General features: G+C 71.9%; 19 protein-coding genes. 13 read left to right on the forward strand and 6 right to left on the reverse strand.

Features of this window, described 5'->3' with window-relative positions:
- Window positions 1-16: 16 nt before the first annotated feature.
- Together ACFWYW_RS09365 and ACFWYW_RS09370 are read left to right on the forward strand one after the other, a co-directional pair.
- Window positions 17-1,033 carry an oligogalacturonate lyase family protein gene (locus ACFWYW_RS09365; RefSeq protein ID WP_379640948.1) on the forward strand — a complete coding sequence of 339 codons (1,017 nt, stop codon included), beginning with the start codon at window positions 17-19 and terminating at the stop codon, window positions 1,031-1,033.
- A gap of 62 nt (window positions 1,034-1,095) precedes the next feature.
- Entirely contained in the window at window positions 1,096-4,302 is a 3,207-nt protein-coding gene (locus ACFWYW_RS09370) for a hypothetical protein (protein ID WP_379621613.1), read from the forward strand.
- A gap of 69 nt (window positions 4,303-4,371) precedes the next feature.
- Here the strand turns inward: ACFWYW_RS09370 and ACFWYW_RS09375 are convergent, their stop codons facing one another.
- Window positions 4,372-5,046 (reverse strand): TetR/AcrR family transcriptional regulator C-terminal domain-containing protein, encoded by a 675-nt coding sequence (locus ACFWYW_RS09375; RefSeq protein ID WP_379621611.1) that lies wholly within the window; start codon window positions 5,044-5,046, stop codon window positions 4,372-4,374.
- An 80-nt stretch (window positions 5,047-5,126) separates the two neighbouring features.
- Between ACFWYW_RS09375 and ACFWYW_RS09380 the strand changes: the two genes are divergently transcribed.
- Entirely contained in the window at window positions 5,127-6,335 is a 1,209-nt protein-coding gene (locus ACFWYW_RS09380) for a DUF418 domain-containing protein (RefSeq protein WP_379621610.1), read from the forward strand.
- Here ACFWYW_RS09380 and ACFWYW_RS09385 read toward each other — a convergent pair.
- Genes ACFWYW_RS09385 through ACFWYW_RS09395 form a run of 3 tightly spaced genes read right to left on the reverse strand, consistent with a single transcriptional unit; the run spans window position 6,308 to window position 8,963 of the window.
- On the reverse strand, window positions 6,308-7,174 hold the full coding sequence (locus tag ACFWYW_RS09385) for a polysaccharide deacetylase family protein (protein ID WP_379621608.1): 867 nt from the start codon (window positions 7,172-7,174) through the stop codon (window positions 6,308-6,310). The genes ACFWYW_RS09380 and ACFWYW_RS09385 overlap by 28 nt on opposite strands.
- A 34-nt stretch (window positions 7,175-7,208) precedes the next feature.
- Window positions 7,209-7,913 carry a polysaccharide deacetylase family protein gene (locus ACFWYW_RS09390; RefSeq protein ID WP_379621606.1) on the reverse strand — a complete coding sequence of 235 codons (705 nt, stop codon included), beginning with the start codon at window positions 7,911-7,913 and terminating at the stop codon, window positions 7,209-7,211.
- Window positions 7,914-7,940: 27 nt separating this feature from the next.
- A complete protein-coding gene (locus ACFWYW_RS09395) occupies window positions 7,941-8,963 on the reverse strand; it encodes an iron-siderophore ABC transporter substrate-binding protein (protein ID WP_379621604.1) in 1,023 nt (340 codons plus the stop codon).
- A gap of 54 nt (window positions 8,964-9,017) precedes the next feature.
- Between ACFWYW_RS09395 and ACFWYW_RS09400 the strand changes: the two genes are divergently transcribed.
- Complete coding sequence (locus ACFWYW_RS09400) at window positions 9,018-10,019, forward strand: FecCD family ABC transporter permease (RefSeq protein WP_379621602.1); 1,002 nt, start codon at window positions 9,018-9,020, stop codon at window positions 10,017-10,019.
- Window positions 10,016-11,143, forward strand: a complete 1,128-nt coding sequence (locus ACFWYW_RS09405) for a FecCD family ABC transporter permease (RefSeq protein ID WP_379621600.1) — start codon at window positions 10,016-10,018, stop codon at window positions 11,141-11,143. Before ACFWYW_RS09400 ends, ACFWYW_RS09405 begins: the two co-directional genes overlap by 4 nt.
- Before the next feature lie 62 nt (window positions 11,144-11,205).
- Here the strand turns inward: ACFWYW_RS09405 and ACFWYW_RS09410 are convergent, their stop codons facing one another.
- Window positions 11,206-11,901 carry an endonuclease V gene (locus ACFWYW_RS09410; protein WP_379621598.1) on the reverse strand — a complete coding sequence of 232 codons (696 nt, stop codon included), beginning with the start codon at window positions 11,899-11,901 and terminating at the stop codon, window positions 11,206-11,208.
- Window positions 11,902-12,045: 144 nt separating this feature from the next.
- On the opposite strand from ACFWYW_RS09410, the gene ACFWYW_RS09415 reads away from it, so the two are divergent.
- The 4 genes from ACFWYW_RS09415 to ACFWYW_RS09430 all read left to right on the forward strand — a co-directional run bounded on the left by ACFWYW_RS09415 (window position 12,046) and on the right by ACFWYW_RS09430 (window position 16,922).
- Window positions 12,046-13,287 (forward strand): ATP-grasp domain-containing protein, encoded by a 1,242-nt coding sequence (locus tag ACFWYW_RS09415; RefSeq protein WP_379621596.1) that lies wholly within the window; start codon window positions 12,046-12,048, stop codon window positions 13,285-13,287.
- 1 nt (window position 13,288) lies between these two features.
- Window positions 13,289-14,557, forward strand: a complete 1,269-nt coding sequence (locus ACFWYW_RS09420) for an acetyl-CoA carboxylase biotin carboxylase subunit family protein (RefSeq protein ID WP_379621594.1) — start codon at window positions 13,289-13,291, stop codon at window positions 14,555-14,557.
- Window positions 14,550-15,842 carry an MFS transporter gene (locus ACFWYW_RS09425; RefSeq protein WP_379621592.1) on the forward strand — a complete coding sequence of 431 codons (1,293 nt, stop codon included), beginning with the start codon at window positions 14,550-14,552 and terminating at the stop codon, window positions 15,840-15,842. Before ACFWYW_RS09420 ends, ACFWYW_RS09425 begins: the two co-directional genes overlap by 8 nt.
- A gap of 84 nt (window positions 15,843-15,926) precedes the next feature.
- Window positions 15,927-16,922, forward strand: a complete 996-nt coding sequence (locus ACFWYW_RS09430; RefSeq protein WP_379621590.1) for a LysR family transcriptional regulator — start codon at window positions 15,927-15,929, stop codon at window positions 16,920-16,922.
- Here the strand turns inward: ACFWYW_RS09430 and ACFWYW_RS09435 are convergent.
- Window positions 16,919-17,770 (reverse strand): aldo/keto reductase, encoded by an 852-nt coding sequence (locus ACFWYW_RS09435; protein WP_379621588.1) that lies wholly within the window; start codon window positions 17,768-17,770, stop codon window positions 16,919-16,921. The two genes, ACFWYW_RS09430 and ACFWYW_RS09435, sit on opposite strands and share 4 nt — an antisense overlap.
- Window positions 17,771-17,937: 167 nt before the next feature.
- Between ACFWYW_RS09435 and ACFWYW_RS09440 the strand changes: the two genes are divergently transcribed.
- The 4 genes from ACFWYW_RS09440 (at window position 17,938) to ACFWYW_RS09455 (ending at window position 23,125) form a co-directional block, all read left to right on the forward strand.
- A complete protein-coding gene (locus ACFWYW_RS09440; protein WP_379621586.1) occupies window positions 17,938-18,918 on the forward strand; it encodes a DUF5937 family protein in 981 nt (326 codons plus the stop codon).
- A 466-nt stretch (window positions 18,919-19,384) separates the two neighbouring features.
- On the forward strand, window positions 19,385-20,440 hold the full coding sequence (locus tag ACFWYW_RS09445; RefSeq protein WP_379621584.1) for an N-acetylneuraminate synthase family protein: 1,056 nt from the start codon (window positions 19,385-19,387) through the stop codon (window positions 20,438-20,440).
- A gap of 2 nt (window positions 20,441-20,442) precedes the next feature.
- On the forward strand, window positions 20,443-21,255 hold the full coding sequence (locus ACFWYW_RS09450; protein ID WP_379621582.1) for an SDR family oxidoreductase: 813 nt from the start codon (window positions 20,443-20,445) through the stop codon (window positions 21,253-21,255).
- Window positions 21,242-23,125 carry a transketolase C-terminal domain-containing protein gene (locus tag ACFWYW_RS09455; RefSeq protein WP_379621580.1) on the forward strand — a complete coding sequence of 628 codons (1,884 nt, stop codon included), beginning with the start codon at window positions 21,242-21,244 and terminating at the stop codon, window positions 23,123-23,125. Before ACFWYW_RS09450 ends, ACFWYW_RS09455 begins: the two co-directional genes overlap by 14 nt.
- The last annotated feature ends 3 nt before the right edge of the window (window positions 23,126-23,128 follow it).

Genomic DNA, 23,128 nt, shown 5'->3' on the forward strand with positions numbered 1-23,128 from the left:
GTCACCTAGGAGCGGCATGAACCATTGGTCCCGCACCGGCCACGACCTCGTCATGACCGGGGCGCACCTGACCTATCCGCACGCCAACGGCTTCCACGCGGGCGGCGAGCGGCTGCTGGTGAGCAGGTACGGCCCGCGTACCGGCGAGCAGGGCATCAGCAGCGTCGCCTGGCGCGGCGGCGAACCGGACGAGCGCCCGCTGTGCGCGTTCACGGCGGCGGATCTGGTCTGGCCCGACGTGGCGCTGGAGGCCGAGGTGGCGGCCTGGGTGCGCGACGGCGCCCTGTACGTCCTCGACCTCGGCGGCGGCGAACCCGAGCCGGTCCACCGAGGCCGAGGACTGCAGGGCCTGTGCTCGATCACCGCCGACGGCGGCCGCGTGGTCGTGATGGAGCACGACGGCGGGGCGGTGGACTGCCTGGAGGTCTCGCTCGCCACCGGCGCGGTCACCCGGCTCTTTCGCGAGGAGTGGTTCGCCAACCACCCGCACCACAGCCCGCACGACGAGGAGTGGCTGGCCTACTCCCACGAGGGCCCGGCCGACGAGATCGGCGACCGGGTGTGGGCGCACCACAGGGGCGAGCGCCGCCGCGTCTTCGACCAGCGCGGGATGGCCGCGGGCCACGAGCGCTGGATGTTCCACGACCTCGGCGCCCTCGTCTGCGTCTACGGCGTGAGCGAGCGCGGCCCGCGCGGGCTCTACGCCGTCCACCCCGACGGCCGCCCCGCGCGGCTGGTCAGCGAGGGGGAGCGGATCTGGCACTGCGACATCGGCCGCGACGGCCGCCACGCCGTCGTGGACACCACCGGGCCCCACGACGAGCCCGGCCGCGGCTGGGACAACGCCCGCCAGATCTCCGACGTGCTGCTGATCGACGTCGCGACCGGGGAGCGGACGTTCCTCGCCAGGACCGGCGCCGACACCCACCCCCGGCACCCGCACCCGATCTTCACCCCCGACGGCTCCGCCGTCCTGTACAACCACGGCGACCCCGCCACCGGGCAGGTCGCGGTGGCCGTCCGCACGATCTGACCGTGCCGCCCGCCACGACGACCAGGAAGGGGCGGGCGGCGGCACACGAGAAAGGACCTCGTATGAAGAGCACTTTACGCCGGGCCGCGCTGGCCGCGCTGGCGGCGGCACTGACGGGCGGGCTGCTGTCCGCCCCGCCCGCCCACGCCGACCCCGGCACCCCGCCCGCCCACGCCGACCTCAGCACCTCGGCCGGCCCCGGCGCCTCGGCCGCGCCCGCCGCCAGCGCCACGCTCGGGGCGAACCCGGTCTACACCGGGGTCGTGCGGGCCTGGCCGGGTGACGCCGACAAGAACCCGGCCGCCGCCGTCAGCGAGCGCGGCGGCGTGTCGTGCTGGCAGACCTCGGGCACGCCGTACAACCGCTATGTCTACGTGGACGTGGCCGACGCCGCGATCCCGGCGGGGGCGAGCAGGGCGTACGTCGTCGTGCGGTACTTCGACGCCGGGCCGACCGGCATGGACATCCATTACGACGGCACGGCCGGGGCCTTCACCGGCTCTGCCAACCTGCAGCTGACCGGCTCGGGCACGTGGAAGACACACCAGTACGAGCTCGGCGGCGTCAACTTCAAGAACCGCGCCAACGGCGCCGACTTCCGGCTCAACGTCAAGGCCGACGCCGCGTCGATGCCGGGCGTGTGCGTGTCGGAGGTCGACGTCTACTTCACCGACCCCGCGCAGCTCAGCGTGACCAGCAAGTCGCTGGTGTTCACCCAGGGCCAGAACGCGATCACCTTCTCCGCCGCCGCCGGCCAGATCGACTGGACCGTCGGCGACCCCAACGGGGTGCCGCTGCGCTCCGGCACGCTGCCGGTCACGAACGGCACCGCAAGTCTCGATATTTCGGCATTCGGCCCCGGCTACTACACGCTGACCGCCAAAACCCCGCTCACCACCCGCTCCACCAGCTTCGGCGTCATCACCCCACTGGCCGCGAAGGACCCCTTCTTCTCCGTCGCGATGCACTACGGCTGGCAGAAGGGCTACGAGGAGGCCCTGCTGGAGACCATGGGCCGCGTCGGCTGGAGCGAGGTCCGTTCCGACGCCAACTGGAGCGGCATCGAGAAGCAGCCCGGCGTCTACACGCACGAGGGCTACCCCCTGCACGCGGGCCTGAACGAGGCCGCCAAGCACGGCATCACGACCATGCCGATCCTCGGCTACCGCAACCCTCTCTACGACGGCGGCAAGACGCCCAGCACCCCCGCGGGCCTGGCCGCCTTCGCCCGCTTCGGCGCCGCCGTGGCCGCCGAGTACGCCGGGCGGACCCGCGACATCTCCATCTACAACGAGTACAACTCCACCGGCTTCAACGACGGCGCCTGCGGCATCACCCCGCAGTGCTACCTGAACATGGTCAAGGCCGTGGACCAGGCCGTGCCGGCCACCACCAACCTGGTCGGTCCCACCTCGGCCGGTACGCAGCTCGCCTGGCACGAGGAGTTCATCAACCTGGGCGGCCTGAACCACCTCGACACCTTCAGCGTGAACTTCTACGGCTACGCCAACCTCGGCCCCGGCACCCCGCCGGAGAAGACGGTCCTGGTCACCGAGTTCCCGCAGCTCGTCCAGAAGGTGAAGGCCAAGAAGAACATGCCGGTCTGGATCAGCGAGAACGGCTGGCCCACCCACACCTCCGGTTCGACGGAGGCGCAGCAGGCCGACTACCTGATCAGGGCGCAGACCCTGGCCAAGGCCGCCGGCGCGAGCAAGTACTTCTGGTACGACGTGCTCGACGACGGCGACAACCCCGGCGAGCGCGAGCACCGCTTCGGCCTGTTCCGCCGTCCGGGCTCCGGCGTCGGCGCGCCCGCGCCCAAACCGGCGGCGATCTCCAACGCCGTGCTCATCCGCCAGCTCGCCGGCCGTACGCTCGGCGCCCGCCAGAACCTCGGCGACCCCGAGATCTACTCCTATCCGATCAGCGGCGGCAGGCGCCTGCTGTGGGCCACGCAGCCCCGCTCGGTCACGCTGGCCGCGCTCACCCCGGTGACGCTGACCGACCAGTTCGGCAAGGTCAGCACCCTCACCCCGCAGGCCGGCAAGGTACGCCTGGACCTGGACGGCAGCCCCGTCTTCGTCTCCGGCGTCCTGGCCGCCAAGGCCGATGCCTCGCCGCTGTCGGCCGGCGCCCCCGAGAAGTCGGTCACCGGCGAGAAGCTCAAGGTGACCGTCACCGCCGACCGCACCGGCGGCGCGCACCTGCCCGGCCGGTTGACCGTCGCGGCCGGCGACGTCACGGCCGACCTGGTCACCCGAAGGGGCCGGAAGACCTCGGTCACGCTGGAACTGCCCGCGACCGGCACCACCGGCATCCGCGCCGTCACCGCGAGCGCCTCCGGCGCCCGCGGCGCCATCGCCAGGCTGCGCACCTCCACGCAGGTGCTCAAGCCGTACTCGATCAAGGCGCGGCCGGTCATCGACGCCAAGAAGGTCAAGGTCACGCTCACCAACAACAGCCCCACGACGCCGCTCAAGCTCGGCTCCGTCGGCTGGCGGGTCGGCTCCTGGCACGGGACGATCGCCGATCCGCCGCAGGTCGCGCCGTCCGCCACGGCATCGGTCGAGGCGGCGCTGCCGCAGGTCGCGCCGTTCGTCGCCTACGGCTACGCGGTCAACGCCGGCGAGGCGGCCGAGAGCGGCTCGATGAGCTTCACCCCGGTGGAGAAGGCGGGCGCGACCACGCTGGACCCGATCGACCTCGACACCCTGGGCCGCTGGGTGGGCCTGCGGGGCGGGACCAGGACCGGGCCCGCCGACCTCGCGGGGAACGTCCGCTTCACGCACACCCCCGAGGCGCTGGTCCTGGACGCGGTGATCAAGGACGACACGCACAACGCCGCCCGCGACGCCGCGCTCGCCTGGCAGGTCGACTCGATCCAGTTCGACCTCTACTCCGCCTTCCCCGGCGAACTCGGCGGCACCAGGGTCGAGGTCGGGGCGGCCCTGCTGCCCGGCGGGCCCGTCGCCTACACCTGGGGCCCGCCTCCGGGGCAGCCGGCCGGGCCGACGCCCGGCGCCGACGTCCGGGTGACGCGGGACGAGGCGGCCAAGACCACCACGTACCGGCTGGCCGTACCGTGGAAGTCGCTGGGGCACGACGCGCCGCCGGCCGGGCTGGTCGGGCTGTCGTTCCTGGTCAACGATGCCGACGCGGGCACGAACGGCGACGCCCGCGACGGCTACCTGGAGTGGGGCGGCGGGGTGGGCTCCGCGCCCAAGAACCCGGCGCTGTTCCGCTCCGCCCAGCTCGTGGGGCTGGAATGAGCGCCCTGTCGCGGCGCACGTACCTGGCGGCCCGCGCGGGCGTGTCCGCCTACACCGGCGTGGAGCGCGTCACGGCTTGAGCCGTTCGCGCACGAGGGCTTCGACGCCGTCGAGCAGTCGTGCCAGGCCGAACTCGAAGGTCGCCTCGGGCCGGGGCGCCAGTGCCCCGGCCCTCGCCGCTCTGACCAGCGCCGGGTAGGCCTCCGCCGCCCCGTCGGGCTCCTCGTCGCGCGCCGGCGCCGGGTCGAGGGCCAGGCGGGCCATGCCGCGCACGTAGGCGTCGAGGGTTTCCACGACGTCCACCTTCTCGGGCTCGGTCAGGCCGGTGGACTCCAGCGAGGCCAGCGTCGAGTCGTACCACGCCACGAGGTTCGGGCCGGGCCGTACCTGGGCGATGGCCAGTTGCAGGACCCAGGGGTGGGCGCGGTAGCCGTACCAGTCGGCGCGCGCGCCCGCCTCCAGGCGCTCGCGCCAGGTGCCCGGCAGGGTGTGCGGCAGCGGGCCGGTGCCGATGATCCAGTCGAGCATGAGCGCTTCCAGCGCGGGCTTGCCCGGCACGTACGTGTAGAGGGACGCGGCGCCCGCGCCCAGCGCCTTGGCCAGCCGGTTCATCGTGAGCGCCGCCAGGCCGTCGGCGTCGGCGATCTCGACGGCCATGGTGATCACACGCTCCAGGTCGAGGCCCTGCTTGGGCCCCCGGGTCGGGCGCCGTACGCGCCCCCACAGCAGGTCGTCGATCGTCATCTTGCGGCCATCCTACAACTCCGTATACCGTTCGGAGTCACGAAACTCCGAATGTCGATCGGAGTTGTGAAGGGGGAGTGATGGCTTCAAGCGAACGCTCGGCCGCGCCCGACCTGGCGCGCGGCCTGATGCTGGCGATGATCGTGCTGTCGAACGTGGTGTTCCACCTGTGGGCCGCGCGCACGGGCCCCTCCGGCTGGCACCCCGCGGAGGGGTCGGCGGCCGACCGGATCACGCAGTTCCTGATGATCGTCCTGGTCGACCTGCGGATCTACCCGCTCTTCGCCTTCCTCTTCGGGTACGGCATGGCCCGCCTCATGGACCGCCAGGTCGGCCGGGGCGACTCACCGGCCGAGGCGGTCCGGCTGGTACGCCGCAGGAGCCTCCTGCTGATCGCCTTCGGCCTGGTCCACGCGGCCCTGCTGCTGGCCGGCGACATCCTCGCCGTGTACGGCCTGATCAGCCTGGTCCTCGGCGCCCTGTTCCTGCGCCGCTCCAACCGCACCCTGCTCGTCTGGGCCGCGATCTTCGCCGGGCTGCTCCTCGTCCTGGCACTCGGGCTGAACGCGCTGATGCTCGCGACCGGCGCGTCCGACGCCGCGCCCGGTCACGTCGCCACGCCCGGCCACGTCGAGTACGCCACCGGCGAGGACGGCTGGCTCGCCGCCGCCGCCGGGCGCCTGACCACCTGGGGAATGCTCCTGGCCGGCGCGCCGGCGCAGTTCGGCATGCACGCCGTCCTGCTGCTGGGGATCTGGACCGCCCGCAAGCGCGTTCTGGAGGAGCCCGCCCGCCACCGCCGGCTGCTGGTCGTCACGGCCGCCGTGGGCATCCCGCTGGGCTGGCTGGGCGCGCTGCCGTCCGCGCTGGCCCACCTCGGCGTCCTGAGCGTGCCGGCCGGGGCGCAGACCGACCAGGGCGAGCTGTTCCTGCTGCAGGCGGCGACCGGGATCTTCGCCGGGCTCGGCTACGTCGCGGTGTTCGCCCTGCTCGCGACCGGCGGGTGGGTGCGGCGCCCGCTGGGGGTCGCGGTGGGCGCGGCGGGCCGCCGGTCGCTGTCGGTCTACCTCGCCCACTCGGTGCTGCTGGGTCCCGTACTGGCCGCGTGGGGCCTCGGGCTCGGCGCTCATCTGGGCAGCGCGGGCGCGGCCCTCTACGCGCTGGGCGCGTGGCTGATCACGCTCGCGCTCGCCTTCTTCCTGGAACGGCGGGGCCTGCCCGGCCCGGCCGAGGCGCTCATGCGCCGCCTGCTCTACCGGCGTCAGGCCGCGGCCGACGTGCGCACGTAGTGCTCGGCGATCTCGTCACTGGTGGTCAGCCAGATGTCCGGCTGGGCGGCCAGGTACTCCAGCGCCTGGTCCACGTACTTGGCGCGGAAGGCCTGGCCGGTGACGAACGGGTGCAGCGCCAGCGCCATCACCCGCCCGCTGTCCCGGGAGTCGGCGCGCAACTGCTCGTACTGGTCCTGGACGATCCGCAGGAACTCCGGCCCGGTCGTCCCCTTGGAGAACACCGCCAGGTCGTTGAGCTCCAGCGTGTACGGCACGCTGATCATGCCGGGCACGTTCAGCCGGTACGGCTGGTCGTCGTTGGTCCAGTCGAGCACGTAGCTCAGCCCGAGTTCGGCCAGCAGGGCGGGGGTGTTGAACGTCTCGGTCAGCCCCGGGCCCATCCAGCCCCTCGGCCGCCGCCCGGTCGCCCCCGCGATGGTGTCCACGACGTCGGTGAGGAAGGCGCGCTCCTCCTCCGGTTCCATGCCCGTGTGCAGGATGGAGTTGGTGCGCCCGTGCGCCAGCCACGCCCAGTCGCGGCGCAGGCCCGCCTCGATGATCTGCGGGTAGTGCGCGGCCACGTCGGAGTTGAGCAGCGCGCTGGCCCGCACGCCGTGCCGGTCGAGGCTCTCGATCGTGCGCCAGATGCCCACGCGCACGCCGTAGTCGCGCCAGCCGTAGTTGAGCGCGTCGGGCACGAGGTCGGCGGTGCCCGGCCAGATGCTGGTGGACGGGCGGTCGATGAGGAAGTGCTCGATGTTGAGCCCGACGTAGGCGGCGACCTTGGCGCCGCCCGGCCACGTGATCGCGGGCCGATCGGTGATGGGGCTGTAGTCGAAAAGCGTGTGGTTCGTCATGCGAGAACCGTAAGACTTGCCATTGATGTCAGGTTCAAGCCGGCGCGGGCAGGTCGTCGAAGCCGAGGCAGCGCAGGCCCAGCCGGGCGGCCTCGGCCAGCAGCCGGTCGAGGCGGTCCGGGGTCAGGTAGTTGGCCTCGTGGGCGGGGGCGATCGCGTGCGCGTACAGGGTCAGGGCCTCCTCGCGGGCGGCTGCGCGGCGCAGGGCGCCGAGCAGGGCGGCTTCGGTGAGACCGCGGGGCCGGAACATCCGGCCGTTGTCGGCGCCGGCGCCGATCAGCACCCGCCGGCGCGCGAGCTCGGCCACCGGCACGAAGAAGTCGCCGACGTCGGCGGGCTCGGCGCCGTCCGGCACCCCGCGCCCGCCCCGCAGCCGCTCGAAGACCGTCGTCAGGACCGCGTCGGAGGCGGGGGAGCGGGCGCTGTTGGGATAGGCGAAGCCGCGCGCCCGCAGCCCCTCCGCCGCCAGGGCGGCCAGGCACGGCTCGATCTCCTCACGCAGGTACGCCGCGCCGCCCGCCTCGGCCACCCGCTCGTCGGCCCTGAGGTGCCGGAAGCCGTGGGCGCCCACGCTGTGGCCGTCGGCGGCCAGCTCGCGCAGGCCCGCCCAGCTCCGGACCTGCCACGGCTCGCTGACGAAGAACGTCACCCGGGCGCCGTGCGCCCGGAAGACCTCCCGTGCCGCGCGCCACTCCGGCACGAAGAAGTCGTCGAAGGTCAGCAGTAAGATCCCACTCACGTGGGCTAGCCTAACGCGTTAACGCGCTCAACTCTTGATCTGGGGGACCATCTGCTCGATCGCGTACGGGATGCTCAGCACGGTGTTGAACGACAGCGCCGCGCCGATCGGCGGGTCCTGGTAGGTCAGGAACAGGTCGCGGCCCTCCTTGGCCACCTTCAGCTCCTTGTAGACCGCGTCCTTCTTGATCCGCTCCCACGGCTCCTTGCCGGTGGTCAGCCAGACCAGCCGGTCGACCTCCAGCATGTTCAGCCCCTCCGAGCCGAACTCGGCCACATTGGACGTGCCCGCCTGCTTGGTGATCTTCTCCGGGATCGTGAAGCCCAGCTCGGCCAGGAACGCCGACTTCGGGTCGCCCTTCTGGAAGGCCGAGTAGGTGCCGGCCTTGAAGCTGTCCGCGGCCACCGCCGTCTTGCCCGCCCACTGCGGGTTGTCCTTGCGCGCCTGGGCGAACCGGTCCTGGATGCCGGTGATCAGCTTCTTGGCGTCGGCCTCCTGGCCCAGGGCGCGCCCGGCCAGCAGCGTCATCTCCTGCCACGGGGCGGCGTACGGGTCGAAGCCCTTCGGCTGTGCCACCACGGGGGCGATCTTGGAAAGCTGGTCGTAGGTCGCCTTCTGCACGCCCGAGTACATGGCGAAGATCAGGTCGGGCTTGAGCGCGAGCAGCTTCTCCATCTTCACGCCGTCCTCGCGCAGGCCGAGCACGGTCGGCTCGGTGCCGGCCCACTTGTCCTTCGTCCACGGCCAGTCGCTGAACGGGCTGCGCTGGAACCAGTCCACCACCCCGACCGGCTTGTGGCCGAGCGCCAGCACCGGCTCGTGGTCGCTGAGCCCGATCGTGACGATCCGCTCGGGCTTCTTCTTGATCTCCGTCGTGCCGTACAGGTGCTCGACCTTCACGGGGAACGCACCGGACGCGCCGGGTGCCGCGGCGGCCGTGGCCTGGCCTTGAGCGGTCTTGTCTTGTGCGGGCTGCGTGCCACCGCAGGCGGTCGTCAGGCTCAGCGCCAAGGCGGCGAGCGACACCAGCAGGCGTCGAGGAGTGTTCATGGGACCGTGATAGTAAGGTAAGCCTTCCCTCTTCTTCAATTTGATCGGACCTCGGTGACTCGTCAGAGATCGTTGCTGATCACGGGCACCGTGGTCGTCCTGCTCGGTCTGGTGCTGCTCTCCCTGGCCGTCGGCAGCCGGGCCATCCCGCTCGCCGACGTCGCCCGCGCGCTGACCGACCCCGCGAGCGTCGACCCGGAGACCGCGGCCATCGTCCGCGGCACCCGCCTGACCCGCACCTTCGTCGCGATCCTCGCCGGAGCCGCGCTGGGACTGGCGGGCGCCGTCATGCAGGGCCTGACACGCAACCCGCTGGCCGACCCCGGCCTGCTCGGCGTCAGCGCGGGCGCCGCCTTCGGCATCGTGGCCTCCGCCACGTTCCTGGCCGCCACCGGGCTGCTCACCACCATCTGGTTCGCCTTCGGCGGCGCCGCGCTGGCCGCCGTCGTGGTCTACACCCTGGGCAGCCGCGGCAGGGGCGGCGCCTCCCCGGTCAAGCTCGCGCTGGCCGGCGTCGCGCTCACGTACCTGCTCGACTCCCTGACCAGCGGCCTGGCCCTGACCGACCCCGAGGCGCTCGACCGCTACCGCTACTGGTCGGCCGGATCGCTCACCGGCCACTCCAACGAGACCGTGCTGACCGTCCTGCCGTTCCTGGCGCTCGGGGCGATCCTGGCGTTCGGCACCGCCCCCGCGCTCAACTCCCTGGCCCTGGGCGACGACGTGGCCGTCACCCTCGGCCGCCGCCTGGGCCCGACCCGCCTGCGCGCCGCGATCGCCGTCACCGTCCTGACCGGCGCGGCTGTGGCCGTCACCGGCCCGATCGTCTTCGTCGGCCTGGCCGTCCCGCACCTGGTCCGCATGGTCACCGGCCCCGACCACCGCTGGCTGCTGCCCGGCGCCGCCCTGGTCGCGCCCTGCCTCGTGCTGGTCGCCGACATCCTCGGCCGCGTCGTGGCCCGCCCCCAGGAGATCGACGTGAGCCTGGTCGCCGCGCTGCTCGGCGCGCCGTTCTTCATCGCCCTGGTCCGCCGCCGCAGGGTGGCCGAGCTGTGAGCGACCGTCCTGGCCCGGCGTCCGAGGGTGGCCACCCCGGCGCGGCTCCGAAGGGCGGCCGCGCCGTGAGCGCTTCCGGCGGTGTGCGGCTCTCCCGGCACCGCGCGGCCTTCCGGCTGGTACGGCCCGCCGTCTCGGGAACCGCGCGCCCGCGTGTCCTGGTGGTCTGGCTGGCCCTGGCCCTCACCGCCTTCCTGACCTTCTGCCTGGCCGTCGGGATCGGCGCCGGGGACATCGCGGTGCCGTTCGGCGAGGTGCTGCCCGCGCTGTGGGGCAGCGGTGAGCCCGCCACCCTCTTCCTGGTCCACGAACTGCGCCTGCCCAGGGCGGTGGTGGCCATGCTGACCGGGGCCGCGTTCGGCATGGCGGGGGCGCTGTTCCAGTCCATCACCCGCAACCCGCTGGCCAGTCCCGACATGCTGGGCATCACCCAGGGCGCCGGCACCGCGGTGGTGGCCGCCATCGTCCTGGGCTTCACCGGGCTCGGCTCCCAGGCCCTGGGCCTGACGGGCGCGCTGGCCGCCGGTCTGCTGATCTACGTGCTGGCCTGGAACCGCGGCACCACCGGCTACCGGATCGTCCTGGTCGGGATCGGCCTCAGCTGGATCTGCGTGAGCGTCACGTACTACCTGCTCAGCCGGGCCGAGCAGTACCAGGCGGCCAGGGCGCTCGGCTGGCTGGTCGGCAACCTCAACGACCGCGGCTGGGACCACGCCCGGCCCCTGGCGCTGGCCCTGGCCGTCCTCGTGCCGGTGGTGCTGCTGCTGACGCGCGGGCAGCGGGCCCTGCAACTCGGCGACGACGTGGCCGTCGGGCTGGGCGTGCGGGTGCAGCGCTCGCGGGTGGCGCTGCTGCTGTGCGGGGCGGCGCTGGCGGCGTTCGCGACGGCCGCCGCGGGCCCGGTGCTGTTCGTGGCACTGGCCGCCCCGCACCTGGCCCAGCGCCTGGCACGGGCCCCGATGCCACTGGTCACCGCCTCGGCCTGGGCGGGCGCGACGCTCGTGGTGGTCAGCGACCTGATCAGCCAGCGCCTGCTGACCGAGACGGTCCTGCCGGTCGGCGTGGTCACCGGCGCCCTGGGCGCGCCGTTCCTGCTGTGGCACCTGGCCCGCTCGCGCACATAGACGGGGTTCGCGCGAATGGGCGGGTTTCACCCACGTGGGCGGTTTCGCGTGCGTGGGTGGGTTCAGGGGAGGCGGGACAGGTGGTCGGCCTGGCGGATCGGCTCCGGGATGCGGTATGTGGGTGACAGGCGCAGGATGTGCGCGCAGGCGTTGTCCAGGCCGACGCCGTGGCCCTGGGAGACGAAGACCGGCTTGACGCCCTCGCGGGTGCGCAGCGCCCGGCCGACCACCTCGCCGTCGAGCAGGATCGCCGACCAGGCGCCACGGGCGGGCGGCGGCTCGGCGTGCTCGCCGACGAACGGCGTCTTGGCCACGCCGATCGCCGGCAGCCCGGTCAGCACGCCCAGATGGCAGGCCAGGCCGAAGCGGCGGGGGTGGGCCAGGCCGTACCCGTCGCACACCAGAAGTTCGGGACGGACCGACAGCTTGCCCACCGCGGCCAGCAACGGCGGCAGTTCCCGGAAGGCGAACAGGCCCGGAACGTAGGGGAAGCTCGCGCGCTGCCTGACCACCGCCCGGTCCACGACCTCCAGGCTCGCGGCGTCGAGCACCACGACGGCGCCCACCACCTCGTCGTCGTCGCGGTACCCGACGTCGAGACCGGCGACCAGGCCCACCTCGGCCGGTCCCGGGCCGTCCAGGTCGGCGAACGGCCGCAGGCGATCCTGCTCGGCCTGGGCCTCGGCGACGGTCGCGGGCCAGTGGGGTTCGGGGGCGTGGAAGGTCACCGGCGCCATTCTGCCACGCGCTTTCAGCATCGCTAAAGGATGGTTGAAAGACCTTTTCACTGGTTACCCGGGTGACCCGCGGTTAGCATCGAATTCGAAATCCCTTTACTCCGTGTTCCGGGACGAAAATTCGTGGGGGCCTCGATGAGTATTATCGTGCTGCATAAAAAGAATTTGAGCCGGCGCAGGCACCTGGCGCGCACGCGGAAATACGCCGAGGAGCACGGCCACCGGGTCATCATGATCATGAAGGATCCCGAATGGGAGGCCGACTACGTCGACGAGGTCGTGGTCGCCGACACCAGCAGCATCGACGAGACGTTAAGCGCCGCCAAAGCCGTGGCCGCGGCGGAGAGCGCCCCGATCGACGCGGTCGTCACCTTCGCCGAGGCCGCGGTGCCCTCCGCCGCCCGCGTCGCCGCCGAGTTCGGGCTGCCGGGGGTCAGCGAGCGGACCGCGCATCTGGCGAGGGACAAGTACCTGATGCGGGCCGCGTTCGCCGAGGGCGGGGTCGCGCAGCCCAGGTTCGCCCTGGCCGCAACCCTGGAAGAGGCGGAGAAGGCGGCCGGCGAGGTCGGCTTCCCGATGGTGCTGAAGCCGATCATCGGCACCGGCAGCATGTACGTGCGCAGCGTCGCCACCATGGCGGAGCTGGAGGAGCACTTCGACGTCATCCGCGAGGGCGCGTGGGCCGGCTTCACCTACGACCCGCTGCACGACTCCGCGATGCGCTCCTACGGCGGCGGCGTCCTGGCCGAGCAGTTCGTTCCGGGACCGGAGATCTGCGTGGAGTCCCTGGTCGTGGCGGGCACGACCCACGTGCTGGCCATCCACGACAAGCCGCTGCCGACCGGGCCGACCTTCGAGGAGGTCTACGCCTGCACGCCCACCCGGCTGCCGGAGAAGACGGTCGAGCGGATCGCCGCCGCCGTACGCGACGTGCACGAGGCGATGGGCATACTCACCGGGCCGACCCACGTGGAGTTCCGGCTGGCCGGCGGGGTGGAGCCGGTCGTGCTCGAAGCCGCGGCGCGCATGGGCGGCGGGCCCATCTACCGCTCGGTCCTGCTCAGCACCGGGGTGGACCTGGTGGAGGCGGCGCTGGACCTGGCGCTGGGCCGTACCCCCGAGATCGCGCCGCGCGAGGTCGCGCGGCCCATCGGCTTCTGGAACATCTTCCCCGAGCGGGCGGGGACGCTGAGCGAGATCGTCGGCCTCGACCGGGCGGCCGCCGACCCGCGCGTGGACGAGGTGGAGATCTACCGCCACCTCGGCGACCACCTCGAGGTGCCGCCCCGCACCTTCCAGGGCCACGGCCACCTGATCTTCAAGGTGAACGACGTGGACGAACTCGACCCGGTCTTCGACGAACTGGTGAGCACGCTGCGGCTGCGCACCGACCCCGAGGGGCGATGACATGTCCGACGGATTCCCGCCCACCGACCCCGCCGACCACCGGCCGCTGATCCTGCTGGTCAACAGCGGGATGAACCCGCAGTACCGCGAGTGGGGACTGCGCGGGCTGCACCGCGAGTTCCGGCTGTGGCTGCTGGACGCGCGCGAGGCCACCTGGGACCGGCCCTACCTCGTCGGCCAGACGAAGGTGGACGCGCTCGACCTGGACGAGGCGATGGCGGCGGCGAAGGAGCTGTTCACACGCATGCCGTTCGCCGGCGTGCTCTGCTACGACGAGATGCGCGTCCACAACGCCGCCCGCATCGCCGAGGCGCTCGGCGTGCCCACCAGCCCCTCCGACGCCATCCTGGCCTGCAGGGACAAGAGCCTGACCCGCGCCCGCATGACCCCGGACATCCCCGGCTCGGTCCGCTCTGTCCCCGTGCCCGACGCCGCCGCGGCCCACCGCGTCGCCGCCGAGATCGGCTATCCGGTGGTGCTCAAGCCGCGCGCGCTGGCCGGCAGCGAGGGCGTGGCCCGCGTGGACGGGCCCGAGCAGCTCGACGCGCAGTTCGCCTTCACCGAGCGCGCCCACTTCGCCGAGGTCGAGCGCTACGCCGAGGGCGTGCTGGTCGAGGAGTACCTGGACGGCCCGGAGATCGGCGTCGACGCCGCCGTCTTCCACGGCGAGGTCGAGCCCGTGTTCATCTCGCGCAAGGAGCTCGACCGGCCGCCCACCTTCGAGGAGACCGGCCACTTCGTCAGCACCGACGACCCGCTGCTGCACGACCCGGAGATCGTCGAGGTCGTACGCGCCGCGCACGCCGCGCTCGGCTTCGACAACGGCGTCACCCACACCGAGCTGCGCCTCACCGCCAGGGGCCCGCGCGTGGTCGAGCTCAACGGCCGCCTCAGCGGCGACCTCGTCTCCTACGTCGGACTGCTGGCCACCGGCGTCGACCTGCTCGTGGCCGCCGCGCGGATCGCCTGCGGCGAGCGTCCCGACGTACGGCCACGCCGCCGCTCCAGCGCCGCGGTGCGCTACTTCTACCCCCCGCACGACATGGTCGTGGACGACCTGCGCCTGGACACCGACCGGCTGCCCCCGGGCATCTGGGAGGTCACCCTGCTGGCCGAGCCGGGCAAGCGGCTGCTGCTGCCGCCGGGCTCGTTCGTGAAGGGCCGGATGGCCGCGGGCTTCGCCGTCGGCGAGGACGCGGCGGCCTGCGACCGCTCGCTGAAGGGACTCGGCGAGCTGTTCCACGTCCGTGGCCGGAGGATCGATGGCTGAAGGCCGCGGGACGGAGGCGGAGACGCTGGAGGAGCGGCCGGGTTCGCTGTTCCGGGTCAACCGCTCCTTCCGGCTGCTGTTCGCCGCCGCCGCGGTCAGTATGTTCGGCACCCAGATCAGGCTGCTGGCGCTGCCCCTGGTCGCGGTGATCGTGCTCAACGCCTCGCCGGGCCAGGTCGGCGTGCTCGGCATGCTGGGCACGATCGCCTTCCTGCTGATCGGGCTGCCGGCGGGCGCGTGGATGGACCGGGTGCACGGGCGCCGCAGGGTGATGGTGGTGGCCGACCTGGTGCGCGCCGCGCTGGTCGGGTCGGTGCCGGTGGCGTACGCGCTGGGTGTGCTCACGCTTGCCCAGCTGTACGTGGTCGTGGTCCTGAGCGGCTTCGCCACCGTGTTCTTCGACGTCTCCTCACAGAGCTACCTGCCCGCCATCGTCTCGCGCGAGCGCCTGGTGGAGGCCAACTCCCACCTGGGCGGCATGGAGGCGGTCAACAACGTGGCGGGGCCGGCCGGCGCCGGGTTCCTCATCCAGCTCATCACCGCGCCGCTGGCCGCCGCCGTGGACGCCGTGGGCTACGTGTGGTCGGCGCTGTGCCTGTCGCGCATCCGCGACCGCGAGGCGCCCCCGCCGCCGCCCGAGGGTGGCAAGCGCCACCTCGTGCGCGAGATCAGGGAGGGCCTGGTCCTGGTCTTCGGCCACCCGCTGCTGCGCGCCATCGCGATCAACGGCGCCATGGTCAACATGTCGGTCTCGATGATCATCGTGATCATGCCGCTGATGTTCCAGCGCGAGCTCGGGCTGTCGGCGTTCACGCTCGGCCTGTTCTTCGCCGTGGACGGCATCGGCATGCTGCTCGGCGCCCTGACCGCGCGCCGGGTCACGGCCTGGCTCGGACAGGGCCGCGGCCTGTGGATCATCGGGCTCGCCGTCGTACCGGCCTGCGCGGTGTTCCCGCTCGTCGACCGCGGGATATGGCTGTGGCTCGCGGGCGTCGCCTGGCTCGTGCTCAACTACCGGATCGGCGTGAACAACGTCATCCTGATCAGCTTCCGCCAGCAGGTGACCCCCACGCATCTGCTGGGCCGGATGAACGCCACCATGCGGTTCCTCATGCACGGCGTGCTTTCACTCGGCGCCGCGCTCACCGGGTTGATCGGGCAGTTCGCCGGCGTGCGGACCGCCCTTTGGGTGGGCGCGGCCGGACTGGCCCTCGCGTGGCTGCCGCTCTATTTCTCGCCGATGAGAAAGATGCGGGAACTGCCGCGAGAGGAGCCGGAGTCCTAGGAGCCGGTGAATGCGTCGAACGGCACAAAACCACCCGACCGGCAGGGCTGACGGAGGAGGAAGGCCCACGGTTAGGATCGGCACATGATTGAGTTGGCGTTAATGCAGACGTTGCACGCCGTAGCTCGGAGCGGCTCGATCAGCGCCGCTGGGGACGTGTTGCACATCACGACCTCGGCGGTCTCCCAGCGCCTGGCCAAGCTCGAACGCGAGGTAGGCCAGAGCATGCTGGAACGCCACGGCAGGGGCGTGCGGCTCACCGACGCCGGACGGCTCCTGCTCGGATACGCCGAGCGCATCCTGTCCCTGGCCGACGAGGCGGAGGCCGAGCTCGACGGGTACCGGGGCGCGGTCGTGGGCAAGCTGTCGATCGCGGGCTTCCCGTCCACGGTGCGGGGCCTGCTGCCCCGGGCCGTCACCATGTTGAAACGCGAATATCCGCAGCTGCGCGTGGAGCTGTCGGAGCAGGAGCAGGAAGGCTCGATGCCCCTCGTGTCCCGGGGGGATCTGGACGTCGCCGTGGTCCAGGACTGGTTCAACGTGCCGCTGGCCGTACCCGATCGGCTGGCCACGAAGCAGTTGCTCGAAGACGTCGTGGACGTGGCGCTGCCGGCCGGGCACCCGCTGGCCGAGCGTTCGGTGCTCGACCTGGAGGACCTGGCGCAGGAGGTGTGGATCACCTGGTCGCCCGGCACGGGCTGCCACGACTGGCTGCTGCACACCATGCGCGAGCGCGGGGTGGAGCCGCGGGTGGGACACACCGCCGGTGAGCACCCGACGCAGCTGGCGCTGGTGCAGGCGGGCTTCGGGGTCGCGGTCATGCCGAGGCTGGGCCGCGACCAGGTGCCCGACGGCGTGCGGATCGTGCCGGTACGCCCCCGCCTGAGCCGGCGCGTCTACGCGGTCTGGCGCCAGGAGGCCGGCCGTCGTCCCGCGGTCATGGCGGCCGTGGAGATGCTGGCCACGGCGGCCCGGCTGGTGACCCAGCCCGACCACCGGCTGATCGACGGGCCCCTGCCCGCCGGGACGCCGTCCGTCCTGCCCGGACCGCGCGCCCCGGCGGCCGCCGTTGGCGCCTAGCCCCCCGCGACCTCGCGCGTGAGGTAGGCGAACTGCTCGTCGGTCAGCTCGATGTCGCCCGCCGCGACGTTCTCCTCCAGGTGGGGGATCGAGCAGGTGCCCGGGATCGGAATGATCACGGGGGAGCGGCGCAGCAGCCACGCCAGCGAGATCTGCGCGGTCGTGGCGTCGAGCTGCTTGGCGACCTGTGCCAGCGCGCCGCCGGCGCTGGCGTGGCCGCCCCTGGCCAGCGGCAGCCAGGGGATGAACGCGATGTTCTCCCGCTCGCAGTAGTCGATGACGTCCTCATAGCGGCGGTTGGTGATGTTGTAGAGGTTCTGCACGCTCACCACGTCGATCTGCTTGCGCGCCTGCTCGATCTGCGCGACCGAGACCTCCGACAGCCCGATGTGGCGGATCTTCCCCTCGTCCTGGAGCTGCTTGAGCGCCCCGAACTGCTCCTCCGCCGGGACCTTCGGGTCGATGCGGTGGAGCTGGTAGAGGTCGATGCGCTCGACACCCAGGCGGCGCAGGCTCAGGTGGGCCTGCTGCAGCAGGTACTCGGGACGGCCGAGCGGCACCCAGTCGTCGCTGCTGGGCCTGCTCTGGCCCGCCTTGGTGCCGATGACCAGGCCGTCGGGGTAGGGCCGGAGCGCCTGCGCCAGCTGCTCCTCATTGGTTCCCGGGCCGTAGGCGTCGGCGGTGTCGATGAAGTTCACGCCGAGTTCGACCGCGCGCCTGGCCACGTCGAGCGCGTACCCGGGGTCGTCCGGCAGGCCCCAGTTGCCCTCACCGGTCAGCCGCATCGCGCCGAAGCCCAGCCTCCGGATCGGAAGGTCGCCGCCCAGCGAGAAAAGGGAACTTGGCATCAGACGTTTCTCCATAAGCCGGAATCCGTTTCGGTCCCCATTATGGAGGGTCGCCGCGGAAAGAAGTAGTGAAAGATTCTGTGCCCTGGGTTGAAGCGCCGCTTAAAGCCTCGCGATCGCCCGAAATGCGTGCACAATGGATTCTCCGCGGAAATTGTGGGGGTGTCATGCTGACGCTCGGCTTCTCGGCGGACGACCTCGCCCGCACCCGCTTCGCGACCTCCCCGCTGCAGGAGGTCGTCGCCAGCATCCGGGTGCTGAAGGATCCGGCCGCCCACATCGTGCACGAGCCGTGGGTGGCCGAGACCCGGCCCCTGCTGGCCTCCTCCGGCCTCGACCTCGGACCGCTGTCCGACCTGGTGCCCGTGCCGAGCTGGTACATCCCAGACTTCCTGACGCCGCCGCCGCTCACGCCGGCCCCCGAGTTCGCCGCCCAGCTGGAGACGCTGCGCGCCACGCCGCCCGGCCAGGTCAGGACCGACCTCGGGCACATGGTCGACGCGCGCTCGCCCTGGGTGGACGCGCTCCACGACGACCCGGTCCCCGGCCTGGCCAGGCTGGCCGGGGTGATCGAGGCGTACTGGGACTTGGCGATCGCCCCGCACTGGCCGCGCCTGCGCGCGCTGCACCAGGGCGACGTGATCTATCGCGCCCGCCGCCTGGCCGACGGCGGCGCGGCCAGGCTCTTCGCCGACCTGGCCTCCATCGTGCGCTGGCAGGACGGCAGCCTGCACATCGCCCACCCGCGCTACTCCGGCGCGCGCTCCCTGGACGGCCAGGGTCTGCTGCTGGTCCCCTCGGCGTTCGTCTGGCCGTCGGTCTTCTCCAGCACCATCCCGCCCTGGCAGCCAACGCTGACCTATCCGGCGCGCGGAGTGGCCTCGCTGTGGGAGCGCCGCGACCGCACCACGGCCGACGCCCTCGCGGCGGTCATCGGGCGCTCCAGGACCGTTCTGCTCATGGAGCTCGACACGCCCGCCTCCACCACCGAGCTCACCCATCGGACGGGTCTGGCCGCCAGCAGCGTCTCGGAGCATCTCGCCGCCCTGCGTTCCGCGGGACTGGTGACCGCGCATCGCGCGGGGCGATTCGTCATGTACGCGCGCACCACCGTGGCCGAGTCCCTTGTAATGGCTCCCATCGCGTGATATCCCGCCCCATTAATTTGCCGAGAACATCGGATCACAATGTTGAAGCCCTGCTGAAGGGTGGCGTCCATCGGCGCTTTAAGGCCATCCTGACTTAATACGATCCACCTGGCTAAATATGTCATGTGTTGACAGTGCGACGACCGGTCGTGTAACACTTGACCAGTGATTTGTGGGGACCTCACATAGATCCGCGGCCAAATGGGCGCGGAGATGAGGCCAGGGGTGAAATCGGGGTGTGATCGATACGGCAAGGGCGGCGCCGGTTGATCGGCACGGATAAACAATCCAAAGGTGTATTCGGCGAGCATGCTCGCCTGGGCGGAGACACTTGAGGATCTCCCATCGCAAGGCGCTGACCAGCGCTGGAGCATGCTTCCTCTGGTACGAGTCGGTTACGGCCAAGAGTGCGGAGCGACAAACATTCGCGCCGCATGTCGACACGTGTGCATGGTAAAGGGGAAAAATGAGTTCGCGGGAACTGGCAATAGCCGGCAGAGTGATCTCGGATGGTTCCGACGCGTATGTAATCGCGGAGATCGGGCACAACCACGAGGGCGACCTGGATAAGGCGGAAGAACTCGTCCTGAAGGCCGCCGCCGCCGGCGCGAGCGCGGCCAAACTTCAGAAGCGCGAGAACACGACCTTGTACACCAAGGCGATGTACGACGAGCCCTATACCGGCAGAAACAGCTACGGCGCCACCTACGGCGCCCACAGAGAGGCCCTCGAATTCGGCCACCACGAATACACGCACCTCGCGAAGGTGGCCGGCGAGGCGGGCATCGACTTCATCTCCACCGCCTTCGACTTCGCCAGCGTCGACTTCCTCGTCGGCATCGGCGTCCCGGCGATCAAGCTGGCCTCCGCGGACCTCACGAACACCCCGCTGCTCAGCTACGCCGCGAAGACCGGCCTGCCGCTGATCATGAGCAGCGGCGGCGCGGACATGACCGACGTGCGCCGCGCGCTCGACGTGGTGCTGCCGATCAACTCCAACGTGGCGATGCTCCAGTGCACCGCCATCTACCCCGTCTCGGCCACCGACCTGAACCTGTCGGTCATCGGCACCTACCGGCGGGAGTTCCCGCACGTCGTGGTCGGCTTCTCCGGCCACGACCTGGGACCCGATCTCAGCTACGTCGCCTACGCGCTGGGCGCCCGGGTGGTCGAGAAGCACTTCACCCTCGACCGCACCAGGCCGGGCAGCGACCACCACTTCTCCCTCGAACCGGAGCAGCTGGCAGAGCTGGTGGCCGGGCTGCGCCGTACCAGGGAGTCGCTCGGCTCGGGGGAGAAGCGCCAGCTGCCCGCGGAGGCGCCGGCGCTGCGGAAGCTGGGCAAGAAGCTGGTCGCCGCCCGTGACCTGGACACCGGCCACGTGCTGACCGAGGACGACATCGCGATCAAGTCACCCGGCGGCGACGGCATGCGGCCGTACCTGCTGGGACAGGTCGTGGGGCGCACGCTGCGCGCGCCGCTGGCCTTCGACGCCGACCTCAGCCCCGACCTTCTCGGCTGAGGGTGACTGCGCTGAACATCGAACTGACCGGGGAGATCGCGGTCGTGACCGGCGTGCTGGGCCGGCTCGGCGCGGTCTGGACCGACGCGCTGCTCGGCGCGGGCGCCAGGGTGCTCGGCCTCGACATCCACGCCGAGCTGAGCGCGGAGCTGGCCGAGACCCTGACCCGCCACGGCGACGAGCGCTTCGTGCTCGCCAAGGCCGACATCACCGACCGGCTCAGCCTGGGCGCGGCACTGGAGTTGTGCCTGGCCGAGCTGGGCCGGCCGGCCATCCTGGTCAACAACGCCGGGATCGACCAGCCGCCGTCGGCCGCCACCGGGAGCTGGACGTTCGAGGACATCCCCGACGAGCGCTCGGCGGCCGTGCTGGACGTCAACCTGCACGGCACGCTGCGCGCCTGTCAGGTGTTCGGCGCCGAGCTGGCCAGGAACGGCCGGGGCTCGGTGATCAACATCGGCTCCCTCTACGGGACCATGGCCCCCGACCCCCGGCTGTACGAGCACCTGCCGCTCGACCCGCCCTTCCTCAAGCCGCCCGCGTACGGCATGTCGAAGGCCGGGGTGTCCGCGCTGACCCGGTACCTGGCCGCGCTGTGGGGCCCGCGCGGCGTGCGGGTCAACACGCTCTCGCCCGGCGGCGTGCTCGGCGGCCAGGACCCCGAGTTCCGCAGGAAGTTCAGCGCCAAAGTGCCCCTGCAGCGGATGGCCCGCCACGAGGACCTGGCGGGCCCGCTGCTCTTCCTCGCCTCCAACCAGAGCAGTTACGTCACAGGAACGGAGTTGCAGGTCGATGGCGGCTATGTCTGCTGGTGAGACCCGCACGCTGGCCTGGGTGCCGGTGAGCGAGATCACGCGCGTGCTCGGCGGCATCGAGGACCCCTGCCGCCGGGCCCACGCCTTCGCCACCCTCACCAGGATCAACACCCTCTACATGATCATGCGCGCCGGATCCGGGCACCTCGGGTCCAGCTTCAGCGCCGCCGACGTCATCAGCCGGCTCCTGCTCGAAGAGCTGCGCGAGGACGACCTGTTCTTCTCCTCCAAGGGCCACGACGCCCCCGGCCTGTACGCGGCGCTGATCGGTCTCGGCCGGCTGGAGGAGGACCTGCTGCACCGGCTGCGCCGCCTCGGCGGCCTGCCCGGCCACCCCGACGTCGGCACCCCGCACATGCCCTTCAACACCGGCTCGCTCGGCATGGGCATCTCCAAGGCCAAGGGCGTCGTGCTGGCCAACCGGCTGCTCGGCCGCGACCAGCGCGTCTACGTGCTGACCGGCGACGGCGAGCTCCAGGAGGGCCAGAACTGGGAGGCCCTGGCCGGCGCGGCCCGCTCCGGCATGGGCGAGCTGACCGTCATCGTCGACCACAACAAGATCCAGTCCGACACCTGGGTACGCGACGTCAGCGACCTCGGCGACCTGGAGGCCAAGTTCACCGCGTTCGGCTGGGCCGTCCTAAGGTGCGACGGGCACGACCAGGAACAACTGGCCGCCACCTTCGCCCGCCGCGCCGACGATCACGCCGACCGGCCCGCCGTGATCATCGCCGACACGGTGAAGGGCGCGGGCTGCGCGCGCTTCGCCGCGACCTCGATGCGCGAGGACGAGTGGCGCTACCGCTTCCACAGCGGCGCGCCCGCCCGCGAGGACTACCTCGCCGCGCACGGCGAGCTCCTCGACGCCGCCCGCGCGAGCTGCGGTCCGTTCGGGTTGAGCACCGCCCAGGACCAGCCCCCCGTCAAGCTCCAGACACCCAAACTCCCCGAGGTGTACGGCGAAGCCCTCGCCGACCTGGCCGCCCGGGACGCCCGGGTGATCGCCCTGGACGCCGACCTCGTGCTCGACACCGGCCTGATCCCGTTCTGGCGCCGCTTCCCCCTGCGCTTCGTCGAATGCGGGATCGCCGAGCAGGACATGGTCTCGATCGCCGGGGGCCTGGCCTACCGGGGGCTGCTGCCGTTCGTCCACTCCTTCTCCTGCTTCCTGCACGCCCGGCCGAACGAGCAGATCTACACCAACGCCACGGAAGGCCGGAAGGTGATCTACGTCGGGTCGCTGGCCGGGCTGCTGCCCGCCGCGCCCGGCCACTCCCACCAGGCGGTCCGCGACGTGAGCGCGCTGGCCGCGATGCCCGGCCTGGTGATCCTGGAGCCGGCGAGCCCCGAGGAGACGCGGGCCGCGGTCGACTTCTGCGCGAACACCCCGCACAGCGTCTACCTCCGGCTGGTCAGCGTGCCCTGCCCGCCGGAGACCGCCACGCTGTCCGCCGCGCCGCTCGTGCCCGGCCGGGGCACCGTCGTGCGCGAGGGCGGCCGGACCGTGGCCATCGGCTCGGGGCCGATCGTCCTGGCCCAGCTGCTGCGCGCGGCCGAGGCGCTGGCCGCGACCGGCCTGGAGCTCACCGTGGTCAACCTGCCCTGGCTCAACCGCGTGGACGCCGGCTGGCTGGCCGACCTGGCCGGCCGCGCCGACCGGCTGTTCGTCGTGGAGAACCACTACACCAGGGGCGGCCAGGCCGACGTCGTGGCCAGGACGCTGCTGGAGCTGGGCCTGCCCGGCCCGCCCGCCTTCCTCGGGATCGGCGTCGAGGACGTGCCCCGCTGCGGGCGCGACGACGAGGTGCTCGCCGCCCACGGGCTGAGCCCCGAGCACCTGGCCGACACCATCCGTAAACACGTTTCCTGAAAG

The sequence above is a fragment of the Nonomuraea sp. NPDC059023 genome (genome assembly GCF_042740095.1).
Classification (GTDB): Bacteria; Actinomycetota; Actinomycetes; order Streptosporangiales; family Streptosporangiaceae; genus Nonomuraea.